The 12417-nt window shown below is 61.7% G+C and carries 11 protein-coding genes; 2 read left to right on the top strand and 9 right to left on the bottom strand.

Going from position 1 to position 12417, the window contains the following annotated elements; genetic code table 11:
• Window positions 1-24: 24 nt before the first annotated feature.
• From MJQ68_RS16530 to MJQ68_RS16520, 3 genes are all read right to left on the bottom strand, one after another.
• The gene (locus MJQ68_RS16530) at window positions 25-684 is read right to left on the bottom strand and encodes an NYN domain-containing protein (protein ID WP_238752356.1); all 660 of its coding nucleotides are present in this window, start codon (window positions 682-684) and stop codon (window positions 25-27) included.
• Between the two features lie 192 nt (window positions 685-876).
• Window positions 877-1779, bottom strand: coding sequence for a helix-turn-helix transcriptional regulator (locus MJQ68_RS16525; RefSeq protein WP_238752267.1), 903 nt, complete (start codon window positions 1777-1779; stop codon window positions 877-879).
• A 63-nt stretch (window positions 1780-1842) separates the two neighbouring features.
• Complete coding sequence (locus tag MJQ68_RS16520; RefSeq protein WP_238752266.1) at window positions 1843-2760, bottom strand: aldo/keto reductase; 918 nt, start codon at window positions 2758-2760, stop codon at window positions 1843-1845.
• 77 nt (window positions 2761-2837) lie between these two features.
• Here MJQ68_RS16520 and MJQ68_RS16515 point away from each other — a divergent pair, with 77 nt between their 5' ends.
• Together MJQ68_RS16515 and treS are read left to right on the top strand one after the other, a co-directional pair.
• Complete coding sequence (locus MJQ68_RS16515; protein WP_238752265.1) at window positions 2838-3719, top strand: SPL family radical SAM protein; 882 nt, start codon at window positions 2838-2840, stop codon at window positions 3717-3719.
• 329 nt (window positions 3720-4048) lie between these two features.
• The gene (gene treS / locus MJQ68_RS16510; protein WP_238752264.1) at window positions 4049-7336 is read left to right on the top strand and encodes a maltose alpha-D-glucosyltransferase; all 3288 of its coding nucleotides are present in this window, start codon (window positions 4049-4051) and stop codon (window positions 7334-7336) included.
• On the opposite strand, the gene MJQ68_RS16505 is transcribed toward treS, so the two are convergent.
• From MJQ68_RS16505 to MJQ68_RS16480, 6 genes are read right to left on the bottom strand one after another with little or no spacing between them, the layout of a single operon-like run.
• A complete protein-coding gene (locus MJQ68_RS16505; protein ID WP_238752355.1) occupies window positions 7333-8040 on the bottom strand; it encodes a TIGR04283 family arsenosugar biosynthesis glycosyltransferase in 708 nt (235 codons plus the stop codon). The two genes, treS and MJQ68_RS16505, sit on opposite strands and share 4 nt — an antisense overlap.
• Complete coding sequence (locus tag MJQ68_RS16500) at window positions 7922-8254, bottom strand: hypothetical protein (protein ID WP_238752263.1); 333 nt, start codon at window positions 8252-8254, stop codon at window positions 7922-7924. Before MJQ68_RS16500 ends, MJQ68_RS16505 begins: the two co-directional genes overlap by 119 nt.
• A 16-nt stretch (window positions 8255-8270) precedes the next feature.
• A complete protein-coding gene (locus tag MJQ68_RS16495; RefSeq protein WP_238752262.1) occupies window positions 8271-9305 on the bottom strand; it encodes an aldose epimerase family protein in 1035 nt (344 codons plus the stop codon).
• 18 nt (window positions 9306-9323) lie between these two features.
• Window positions 9324-10490, bottom strand: a complete 1167-nt coding sequence (locus MJQ68_RS16490) for a methylmalonyl-CoA mutase family protein (protein WP_238752261.1) — start codon at window positions 10488-10490, stop codon at window positions 9324-9326.
• A 39-nt stretch (window positions 10491-10529) separates the two neighbouring features.
• A complete protein-coding gene (locus MJQ68_RS16485; RefSeq protein WP_238752260.1) occupies window positions 10530-11831 on the bottom strand; it encodes a hypothetical protein in 1302 nt (433 codons plus the stop codon).
• Window positions 11828-12364 (bottom strand): RNA polymerase sigma factor, encoded by a 537-nt coding sequence (locus MJQ68_RS16480; RefSeq protein WP_238752259.1) that lies wholly within the window; start codon window positions 12362-12364, stop codon window positions 11828-11830. The genes MJQ68_RS16485 and MJQ68_RS16480 overlap by 4 nt, the downstream gene beginning before the upstream one ends.
• Window positions 12365-12417: the final 53 nt, after the last annotated feature.

Below are 12417 nucleotides of genomic sequence, written 5' to 3'. Positions count from 1 at the left end.
TAGCTCAATGTAGCTTACCTTCAATCACTTCCAGCCGCTAGGTCGATAAAGTTTGTAACCATCTGCCTTAGGTACGGTGGGAGGTAGCTGACTGTTTCTGAGCAGCGTTTCGTTCATGTAAAAGTGATTACCCATACGTTTCTTGATTTCCCGTGATTGCCGGTTGGGTGGAAAGACCGGTACAACTATCTTTTTATAGACATCACGAGCTTTCTCCATTGGCAGGATGAGATCGCTATCGGCAGAAACCACGAGGCAGACATCGGCGGCCCCCGCGGCGGCATCAACAAGCAAGTGAGTAGCCAGATTTACGTCGGACTCTTTCTCTTCCGCTACCACGTATGTTTTACCGCACTTGCGACACTTCACCTGTTTGTTAAGATACTTGCCCAGCACGATTTCGACTCCGGTGACTGCAAGAGCCTCCAGGTAGGTTACCTGACGCTTGATCTTCAGTTTATCTTTACCTGTTATCCGAGCCGTGAAATAGTAAACAGTACCCAACTGTTGGTCCTTTCTACAGAGCTGCTTGCCCATCTCCAGCAGGTCAAGCCACTTATACTTACTTCTAAAATGACGTAAACCAAAGTAAAGGTTGAAGCCATCAACGTAGAGATTAACCTTTTGCAACTTGTAAAATTTGTCAGATAACTGTATCTTCGTGTCGCAGGCGAAAGCCTGCATCACCCCCCCAGGGATAGCATCCCTGGCCCAACGCGGCCTCCTCTTCGGAGGGGCCGCGTTTATTTTATCCGCTTTGTAGTGGAATTAGTTAATCGTTTCGCGTTGATGTTTCAATTCTAACAGTGAAATTTGATCAAAGCGAAGCGATAGTGCAAGTATAAAGGATTATTCCCGTACCTACAAGCTTTTGTGTCAAAAGCTGCACCACTTCCCGTTCAAGTACTCCCGAAACGCCGCCCCGTCTCCCCCGGCCAGTACGCGAACCTCGGCACATAACCCCAGTACCCACCGCCCTACGCCCTGGAAGCCCCTGACGGTCAGGTCGGCCAGGAACCGATCCTTGTCCAGCTCGGTGAGATAGGGGCGCACGGCGGGGTAGTCCTCTAGCAGCAACTGTTTCGACCGACTCGTTAGTTCCAGCTTCACGTTGTACCAGCCGTCGCCCGTCCAGCCGAATAGGTCCGGGATAGCCTGCGTGTGTTCGCCCGTGATCGGTTGTTGGGTTAGCTCAACGTAGCTGATCCTGCTCAGGTGAAACTGCCGGTAGTCTTTGCGGTCTAGGTCGTAGACATACACATAGGTGTAATCCTGCTGGAAGGCTACCGGCTCTACGTAGCGGGTGGTTATGGTGCCGCGCGCATCCCGGTAGTTGATAAGCTTGACCCGTAGCTTGTTTTCGATGGCCTTTGTAAGTACTGCCCGGTGCTCGGAGGGGGTGTAGCGGGTGAGACTCTCTACCACCGGCCCGATGGCGTACTGCTTGTTGAGCCACAGCAGGAGCTGGTTGCGTCGGTGGTCGGTATCCGGCATCTGCCACAGCATCTCCTGTAGGTACTTGGCTTCGTCTACCCCCAGGCCGTCCGCTAAATTCGATCTGCGTTCAAGGGGCAGGAAATACTGATTGTGCTTGTTGACGTCTGGTTCGTAGCCAATTACTTCCAGCAGGTTCAGGTAGTTGTATACTGTCTTCTGACTAACGTCAAGTCGCGCGGCCAATTCCTTTACCGAGTAGTACGGAGGTGCACTGAGCAGCTTGATGAGATTGAATATCCGGTACAGTTTCGGCAGCTCCCGGCGATCGGATCTGGTGACCATAGTTTTGCCGGGAAGATAGTCGCTCCCTTCCAACTGACCTTGCACCCGCGTCCCCGCCAAACGTCAGCCCAGCAAGCCCTCTACCGCCACTACCTCCGCCTCCGTCAACCGCCACTCCGAGGCCCGCACGTTGCCCGCTACCTGACTGGGCTTGGTGGCCCCGGCAATGACACTGCCGACGGTCTTGTGCGCCAGCAAGTAGGCAAAGGCAAGGTCTAAAACGGTATGCCCCTTCGCTTCCGACCAGGCGATGAGTTGCTCGACGGTGGTGAGGTTATCGGTAGTCAGTAGCTTGTTACCGCTACCCTCAAAACGACTGCCCTCTTTGCCACCCAGGCGACTGTCGGAGGGAACAGCCCCGTTAAGCCGGTACTTGCCGGTAAGCAGGCCGCTCTTTAGGGGGAAGTAGGGGATGAAGGCGATACCTAGCTCCCCACAGGCCTGCAGTACGCCGTTGCTCGTCGGTTCGCGGGAGAGTAAGCTGAATTCATTCTGCACCGCGGCGAAGTGCGCCGGACTGTCGACCGCTGCCGCCTCCCGCAGTTGCGCCGCCGAAAAGCCCGAGCAGCCGATCTCGCGTACCTTACCCTGCTCGACGAGCCGCGATAGGGCCCCCAGGGTGTCTGCAATGGGGGTCTCCGGGTCGGGCCGGTGCAGGTAGTACAGGTCGATGTAGTCGGTGCCGAGCCGCCCGAGACTGGCCTCCGCGCAGGCGAAGACGTTGTCGGGCCGGGCGTTGGTGCCGAGCCCGAACTTCGAAGCGATCACGACCTCCTTGCGCCGCGTACCCAGGGCCCGGCCCAGAAAGCGCTCGCTTTCCCCCTCGCCGTACAGGTCGGCCGTATCGAAGTGATTGACCCCTTCATCCAAAGCTGCGTCCACTACGCGATGGGCCGCGGCATCGTCAATGTGCCAGCCAAAATTGTTACAGCCGATGCCGATCGAAGTGACCCCGAGACTGCCGATAGGATGTGTATCCATGCCCCGAAAATATGGTAAATACGCCAACCCAACCCACGACCCAACGACCGACCCCCCTTTATCACCCACTATTTCCCATGCCGCAACTGAAACGACAACGCACTAAGACCCTGAAGGTCAAGGACAACGGCCGCTCGGCCGACTACGTCACGGCTAACTTCATCTACGGATGCCTCGGGGGCTGCCGCGATAGCTACTGCTACGTGATGCGCTACAATCACGACAAGGTCTATATCAACGAAAATACCGAGCAGCTACTGGCTAGCGTCGCCAAGCACGCCGACGCCCTCGCCTGGCCCAAGCGCCCCAATCAGACCGACCCGACCTACTACACCTACGACATCGGCTGCAGCACCGACATCGGCCTGCACTGGAAGCACTACGACTGGCTCCAGGTCTTCGCCTTCTTCCGCAATCACCCCACGGCCAAGGCCACCTTCGCCACCAAGTACGTCAACGACAAGCTGCTAGACTTCGATCCCCAGGGCAAGGTGCGTATCCGCTTTAGCCTGATGCCCCAAAAGATGAGCGACCTGGTCGAGCCCCGCACCAGCAAGATCGCCGACCGCATAGCGGCCATTTCCCGCTTCATCGCCGCCGGCTACGACGTGCACGTCAACTTCAGTCCCATCATCTTCTGCGAGGGCTGGCTCGACGACTACCGCGAGCTCTTCGAGCAACTCGCCGCCGCAGTCACCACGCCCGCCCACCGCGCCATGGTCCAGGCCGAGGCCATCATGGTCACCCACAACCCCTGGCAACACGAGCGCAACCTCGCCGCCGGCATGACCGAAGCCGAGGCCCACCTCTGGCGGCCCGACATTCAGGAGCACAAAAAGTCAGGCTACGGCAGCAGCGCCGTACGCTACGCCCGCGGCTTCAAAGCCCAACTATGCGAAGAGTGGCTAGCCGTCCACGACGCGGTGATACCCTGGAACACGGTGCGGTATTTGTTCTGACGGTGTGCCGGGTAAGTCGCCGCTAAAGCACCTCCCGCTTTCGGAGAAAGCCTCCCACAACCGCAGTCGGAGACCGCTGCGTACTGTCCCACCTAACGAGCGAAGCCCTCTACCCGCTGAAAGCGGTCTACCCCCCGAAGGGATCTACCGAGCCGAAGGCGATCTAACGAGCGCAGCGATCTAATGAGCCGAAGGCGATCTAACGAGCGCAGCGATCTAACGAGCCGAAGGCGATCTACCCAGCCGCAGGCGACCCACCCTCCAACTCAACATCACGCCCTACCTTCGGTTTTCCCACCCGCACCCCCTACGTACTAGATCCCAACTGCATGACCACTCCCTACCGCCGCGAGCCCCTTTGGTATAAAGATGCCATTATCTATGAGCTAAACATTAAAGGATTTTTCGACGCGAACGGCGACGGTATCGGCGACTTCGCCGGCCTGGAGCAAAAACTCGACTACCTGGAAGAGCTTGGCGTGACCGCCATCTGGACGCTGCCCTTCTACCCCAGTCCCCTGCGCGACGACGGCTACGATATCTCGGACTACTACAACGTAAGCCCCCCCTACGGGAATCTGGAAGACTTCAAGCGCTTCCTCGACGCCGCCCACGCCCGCAACCTGCAGGTCATCACCGAACTGGTCATCAACCATACCTCCGACCAACACGAATGGTTTCAGCGGGCCCGCCGCGCACCCAAGGGCAGCAAGGAGCGCGACTACTACGTCTGGAGCGATACCGACGAGAAGTACCCCGACGTACGCATCATCTTCACCGATACCGAGACCAGCAACTGGACCTGGGATCCCGTAGCCAAGCAGTACTACTGGCACCGCTTCTTCCACCACCAGCCCGACCTCAACTATGACAGCGAGGACGTACAGCGCGAGATCTTCAAGGTGCTCGACTACTGGATGAGCATGGGTATCGACGGCTTCCGCCTCGACGCCATTCCCTACCTCTTCGAGCGCGAAGGCACCAACGGCGAGAACCTGCCCGAGACCCACGTCTTCCTCAAGAAACTGCGCAAGCACGTCGACGACAATTACGACAACGTGCTCTTCCTGGCCGAGGCCAATATGTGGCCCGAGGAGAGTGCCAGCTACTTCGGCGACGGCGACGAGTGCCACATGAATTACCACTTCCCGCTCATGCCCCGCATGTACATGAGCATCAAGATGGAAGACCGCCACCCCATCACGGATATCTTCGACCAGACACCCGAGATCCCCGAAAACTGCCAGTGGGCCACCTTCCTGAGGAACCACGACGAGCTGACCCTCGAGATGGTCACCGACGAGGAGCGCGACTTCATGTACAACGTCTACGCCAGCGACCGCACGGCGCGCATCAACCTGGGCATCCGCCGCCGGCTGGCCCCGCTGATGGACAACGACCGCAATAAGATCGAACTGCTCAACGTGCTGCTGATGAGTCTGCCGGGCACGCCGGTGCTGTACTACGGCGATGAGATCGGGATGGGCGACAACTATTATCTCGGCGACCGCGACGGGGTACGCACCCCCATGCAGTGGAACAACAATGAGAACGCCGGTTTCTCGGAAGCTAACCCCCACTCACTCTACCTGCCCGTCATCCGCGATACCGAGTACAGCTACCGCTGGGTCAACGTGCGCCGCCAGCAGCAGAACCCCAACAGCCTGCTCAACTGGACCAAAAAACTGCTCGCCAAGCGCAAGGCCTTCAACGTATTCGGCCGCGGTACCATCACCTGGCTCAAGCCCGACAACGGCCGCATCCTGGCCTTCGTGCGCGAATACCAGGAGGAGCGGGTCGTAGTGATCGTGAACCTGAGCCGCCACCCCCAGGCCGTACTACTCGATCTGAGCGAGTACGCCGGCAGCAAGGTGCAGGAAGCCTTCGGCCGTACTTACTTCAACGACATCACGCGCGACCTCTACCAGGTGACGCTCTCCGGCCATGGCTACTACTGGCTCGAGATCGAAGCCGCCAGCGGCCCCCTGATCGACAACCGCGAACTGGGCCGGCCCACACTGCGCACCGCCGAGATCAAGGACTTCTTCAGCAAGTCCAACCTGCGCGCCCTGGAGCAGACCGTGCTGCCCAATTACCTGCGGTCCGTCTCCTGGATGGGCGCGCGCGCCAAGCAGCTCGACCAGGTCAAGATCTACGATTACCGCATGCAGGCCACCGGCGAACGCCACTTCGGCTGGCTGCTGCTCGAGGTCACCTACCTGGAGGGCCTGCCCGAACTGGTCCAGCTGCCGCTGGCCTTCCACAAGTTCCGCGAGGACGTCGACTACGCCGCCCGCGAGGAAGTGCTGGCCATCCTCACCCAGGACGACCGCCACGTGGTGCTGCTCGATGCGCTGTACGACGAGGATTACCGCCGCGGGCTCCCCAGCGGACTCCGGGAATACGGCGAAATGAAGGACTTCCGCTTCTTCGCCCAGGAGATCATGGCTACCGCCGGACAGCAGGACGCCAACCTGGTCCACTCCGGCAACGAGTACATGATGCTGCAGAGCCGCGACTACAACATCAAGTTCTACCGTCGCGTCGACGCCCACGACGTACCCGATCTGGAGGTCAAGCATATGCTCAACCGCCGGGGCTACAACTCGGCCCCCAGCGTGCTCGGTACCCTGCACTTCACCCCCTCCCAGGGGCTCAACGCCACCTTGGCCATCTTCGAACAGCGGCAGTACAACGAAGGCAGCGCCTGGGAGTACGTGCTCAATAACCTGCGCCGCTTCGCCGAAGAGATCATCAACCGGCTACAGAATAACGGTACGGCCGACGCCCAGCCCGACGCCATCCAGGTCACCGACTCGATCGTATACCGCGATATGCCGGAGGTGATCCAGGATATTCTCGGCCCCAGCTTCGTCATTAAGCTCGCCGAGCTGGGCCGCGCCACGGCCGCCTACCATACGGTGCTGAGCGACGTGACCGAGAACGGCTTCCTCCCCGAAGCCCTGAGTATCCACTACCAGCGCAGCGTGTACGCCGGACTGAAGGGCGACGTGCGCGCCACCATCGACCTGATCAAACGCGTCAATGGCGGACTGGAGGGCGAAACCGCCACCATGGCTGAAGCATTCATCGCCAAGGAAGACGTGCTGCACGAGAAGCTCAAGCGCATCTACCACCACAAGATCGAGTCCGATAAGATCCGCATCCACGGTGATTTCACGCTCGAGCAACTCATCCTCAGCGACGAAAAACTGCTGATCGCCAACTTCGACGGTGATCCCGACCGCAGCTACAGCCAGCGCCGTCTGCGCCGCAGCCCCGCCAAGGACATCGCCAATATGATGCGCTCCATCAGCTACGCCGCCGGCATGGTCTACGACGAGGATATCCCCGGCCTCAAGCAGAGCACGAAGAGCGCTCTGGCCGACTGGCTGCGCACCGCCAGCCGCTACCTCTCGGCCGAGTACCTCACCGCTTACCGCAAGGCGACGACCGGCACCCGGCTACTGCCCGCCGACGAGTCCGACCTGGAAGTACTACTCGACACCTTCCGTATCGAAAAGGCACTACAGGAACTCCGCTACGACCTCAATTACCGTCCCGGACAGGCCAGCATCCCCCTGCGCGGACTCCTGGAACTGCTCGAAGAAGACTAGGTCCGCAGCAGCCGGGCGTAGACCGCAGTCAGTACATCTTGCGATGCGCCCAGCCGGTACAGCGTGTACAGCAGCACGTACACCAGCTGGGTGCGTACAAAACCGAATCGCAGGTACTTGCGCGGCGAGGTCGTCACCGATCCCGCCAGTATCCTGAACCCTCCGCAGTGACGCCGCAGTCGCCGGATCAGCTCGTTGTCCTCCAGCAACCGCCAGTCCGCGGCGTAGCCACCGATCGCCTCGAAGTCCTCCCGTCGTACCCACAGCGACTGGTCGCCGAAGCGGAAGGCCTGCACGTCCAGTCGCGTAAAGGCGGCGTAGAGGCGCAGCAGCGGCATCCCTTCCTGCCCCGCAAAGCGCAGGCGGAAGCAGCAGGGTAGGGGACCGTGCTCCCGCAGTTGCCGTAGCCAGTCGACGGGCGGCAAACTATCGGCGTGGAGGAAGTACAGACTCTGCCCCCGGGCGTGGCGGGCCCCCTCGTTCATCTGCCGGGCGCGGCCGCGGGTGCAGGAGATAAGCCGGGCGCCTAGGCGGCGCGCGATGTCCTGGGTACCGTCCGTGCTGCCTCCATCTACGACAATGACCTCATACGAATCCGTCGCCGCTACTGCCCCTGCTACCGTCTGCTGTCCGCTCCGCTCCCGGTGCTGATGCAGCCGCCGCAGCGTCGCGCTCAGGTGGTCGGCTTCGTTCAAGGTGGGCAGGATCACGGAGCACCAGGGTGTCGTCGGGCTCATCCGCGGCGGTGGGTTTGGTAGTGGGGAGGTAGTGAATGACGGCCGCGACTACGCCGATGATCAGCAGCCACCAGTCGAGCAGGCTGGTATCGGTGCGGGTCAGCAGCACTTCGACGACCTTGGCACCCAGCAGCAGGCCGAAGGCGCCGTAAATGATGACGTGTTTGAGGTCGCGGGTCATACGCGGAGGGTGTTAGCTACTCAAAGCGATACACCGTAGTAGTGTTGTAGGTGTCGCCCACTTTGAGCAGGGGAGTCTGAAAGTTAGCCTGATTCGGGGAATCGGGGAAATGCTGTGTCTCCAGACAGATGCCGGTGTGTGGCTGCACTGGTGCACCGTCGCGTACGGTAAATTCACCCGGCGTAAAATTGGTGGTAAATACCTGTACCCCCGGCTCCGTAGTAAAGCAGCGTAGGCTGCGCCCCGACACTGGGTCAGACAGCAACGCAAACTCCCGCAGGCTCCCGTCGTAGCCGTTGATCGCCCAGTTATGATCGTAGCCCCCGGCCCGCGCGATCTGTGGGTGATCCGATGCGATGTCCTTACCCACAGCCTTCGCCACGCGAAAGTCAAAGGGTGTACCAGCTACCTCGGTAAGCTGTCCGGTCGGGATCTGCTGCGCGTCGACCGGCGTATACCGGTCCGCATCCAGCCGCAGCATCTGGTCCAGCACCGACCTGCCACCGCCCCCGATGCTGAAGTAGGCATGATTGGTCAGGTTGACGATGGTGTCCTTATCCGTCGTAGCGGTATAGTGGATGCGCAGCGTGTTATCGTTCGTCCACGCGTAGCTACAGCTGACCCGCAGGTTGCCGGGAAAGCCCATCTCCCCATCCGGACTGATCCGCGACAACATAACCGTAGCAGAATCCTCCGTAGTCGTCTGCTCCACCTGCCACGGGTGGCGGTTAAAGCCCACACTGCCGCCGTGGAGCTGATTGGCGTTCTCGTTGGCGTCGAGCACGTAGGTCGTGCCGTCCAGCGCGAAGCGGGCCCCGGCGATGCGGTTGCCGTAGCGGCCGACCAGCGCGCCGTAGTAGGGGTATTCCCCCAGGTAGCCGGACAAGTCGTCGTAGCCCAGGATCATCTCCTGTCCGTCCATCCGGATCGACTGGATGATCGCGCCGTAGCTTAGTACGCTGATGCTATTGCCTGAGTCGTTGGTCAGGGTGAATCGCTCGACGGGGCCGGCGGGGCTGTTGCCCCAGGGGGTTACGGAAATAGAGGGCATATCAGAATGTCTTGGTGGCTAGAAATCGGTGGCTTCCGCAAAACCACCCTGCGCCTCGATGGTGCGAAAGCGCTCCCAGGCGGCATCGACCAGCTGCGCGGTGAGGGTGTCGAGGTAGTAGCTGCCGGCGGCGGGATCGGCGTAGTCCGCCAGTCCGGCCTCCAGCTTCAGCAGGTGCTGGATATTGATGGACAGCCGGTGGCCAAGCGGCGTAGGCGGCGCATCGTCCCCCTCGGGTGGTGCCAGGAAGAGCAGTTCTGCCCCACCGGTGACGGCCGAGAGCGCCTGGGTGGTCAGGTGCAGCAGATTTTGGTCTCGGTCCGCCATAAGGGTAGCTACGTCGGAGTGCGCCGCGATCACCACCGGCGGGGCCGATTCGATCCCGAATCCCCGTAGCACATTCGCCCACAGCACGCGGAAGGCCCGCAACTTGGCGATGTCTACGTAGTAGGAGCTGCCCACCGTAAAGGCGAACTGCAGGTGCTGATTGACGACCGCGGGCTCGGCCCCACGCTCCCGCAGCTGCTGCAGGTACTCCGCCCCCTTGGCCAGGGCCAGGGCCAGCTCGGCGTCTGCCAGGGCCGGACCATTATTGAATCCGGCCGCATTGACCTGTAGTACCCGGAAGTCGGGCATCCAGCGATTCACGAAGCCCAGCAGGCGGATCAGCGGGGGGAAGGGCGGCTCGCTCCAGTCGAGCAGGGGGTCGAAGTCTACCGAGCCGCGGATCTGCCGCAGGTCGTAGCCCTCCCGCCGCAGGTAACCGACCAGGTCGCGGAAGAGCTCCGCCGGATCCTGACCGGGATAGCGCAGCGCACAGTGCAGCGAGATGAAGTCTAGCCGCACGTCGTGCAGCAGCGCATCGATATCCGCCGCGCCGGGCTGCCGGAACAGGCGAAACAGCAGCCCTTCGGCGCCCTGGTTCAGTGCCCGTAGGGCGGAGGCGTTGATCGCGTCATTCGTGCCGGAGTCGACGTAGGCCCCGATGGTCCAGCCCGCGGAGCGATCCAGCGCGGGGAGGGGGGTGACGTCTTCGGCGGTATAGTGGGCCGATAGGCGGATGCGCTCGTTGACCTCCCAATCCAGTCGGTCCAGGTCGCGGCCCTTGAGTTCCTTGGTGGCCCGTTCCAGCCAGTCGGTCTTGTCGGAGTCGGGAAAGGAGGGAGTAGCGACGGAAGCAGGCATGAGCGGCAGTTAGATGGCGCTAAATGTACGGCTTGCGGCCTACCTGAGTTGCTTCCGCAGTCCGACCTGCAGACCGCCCATCCAGTAGTGCTCCGCCAGGGTGGCTTCGGGAGCGGTAAAGGAACCCAGGTACTGCTTGAAGAAGGGCTCCAGCAGCAGTTGGATGCCCCGCTGCTTGCCCACCGTGTAGGTGGTGGTCAGGGAGGTAGTCCAGCCCAGCCCGACGGAGCGGCGGTACTGCCCGTCGGCGGCGAGGTCGCGGGGCTGTGCTGAGTCGGGGTGTAGGAATTGGCCGCTGACGCCGGTGCTGAGGTGTACTACCGGACCGGCATTCACACTGAGCCGCAGCCGCCGGCCGGGCAGTTCGTAGCTGGCCAGCAGGGGCACTTCCAGCATGCGCAGGCGGTTGTTGCTGCGCAGCAGGCGGGGACTACCCTGTAGCATCGCCTCGTACTCAAACTGGTTGCGCAACTCGACGTAGGTAAGTCCGGTGAGGATGCGCCACGGACCCCCCAGTCGGTAGCGCAGGCGGGCACTGAGCTGGTAGCTCACTTCCGGAAACTCGCTCACCTCACGCAGCGTGCGCTGCTCCTGCGCAGTCGGGCGCTGTAGTCCGAAGCGCTGATGGGCGTAGGCCGCGCCCAGCAGTACCTCCCCCTGCAGGCGGTGGCGACCACTGGCCCGAAAGCCTCCCTCGGAGGCGACAAGCACTGGTCCGGTCTCAGGAAGCAGATTGGCTACGGGCAGGAAGTCAGCGGGTAGGGTAGCGACCGACCGGGCGGTGGTCGCGCTGCGGGGTGCCCGCACGGGTGCATCGGCTGCCGCAGCTGACTGTGCAATAGGTGGAGCGCTTGAGGAAGCTAATGCTGCGGTATTAGCCGGCGGCGTGGCGGGGGGTACCGTGCCGATATCAACAGAAGAAGACTGCGGTGAAAGGGGTGCATCCGCTCGATCGTTGGAGGTAGACAGCTCCGTAGATGCAGCCTGCGCGACCGGTACTTCATTTTGCACCTGCGTGCCCCGCCCGTCTGGAAGGGGGGAAGAATCGAGTGTAGGGGCCGTATCCCATACGAAGTAGCCGGTAGTTAGGCCGAGGAGTAGTAGGAGGGCAGCGGCGTAGCGGTAGTACGGGGTGGTGCGGCGGGCGGCGGCGATGCGGGCCCACATATTCGGGGGTACGGCGGCCTGTCGGGCACCTAGTGCGCCGGCGAAGGCCTGGTCGAGGGCTTCCCCTTCCGGGATGCTGGCCTTGTTGGCGGCGATGCGCTGCCAGAGGTCGGCCGGTACGTCGGGTTTGCGATCGCCGAGGCCGTCGCGGAACAGTTGGTCTACGTCACTCATATAGCGATGCGTTGGCGGTGAGCGATTTGTTGTTGCAGGGTCTTGCGGGCCTTGAGGAGCTGGGAGCGGGAGCTGGCCTCCTGGATGCCGAGCCGCTCGCCGATCTCCTTGTGGCTGTAGCCCTCGATAGCGTAGAGGTTGAACACGATGCGGTAGCCGTCGGGCAGTTGCTGGATCAGTTGCAGCAGTTCTTGTTCCCCCAGGTCGGCGTAGGCGGTGGGCGCGCCGCCGCGCTCGGGGGTATTGTCCAGGCCGGTCTGCTCCATCGTGAAGCGCTTGCGCTGGTAGGTCTTGAGGGCTACGTTGACGCACAGCCGGCGGGCCCAGCCGGCGAACGAGCCCTGGAAGCCGTACTTGGGCAGCTTGGCGAACAGGCGCACGAAGGTGTCCTGCAGCACGTCCTCGGCCTCGGCCTGGGTACGGCAGTAGCGCTGGCACACGCCCATCAGGAGCGGTGCGTAGCGGTCGAAGAGGGCCCGCTGACAGCGTTCGTCGTTGCGCAGGGCACCCTCGATGAGTTCTTTTTCCTTCATGCTCAGCATTGCGGGGCGCTGGGGTTTAAACCCAAGATACGGTGGGGTGGGGG

Origin of the sequence: Neolewinella maritima (assembly GCF_923081025.1) — a bacterium.
Classification (GTDB): Bacteria; Bacteroidota; Bacteroidia; order Chitinophagales; family Saprospiraceae; genus Neolewinella; species Neolewinella maritima.
This window is presented reverse-complemented; position numbering and strand designations above follow the sequence as displayed.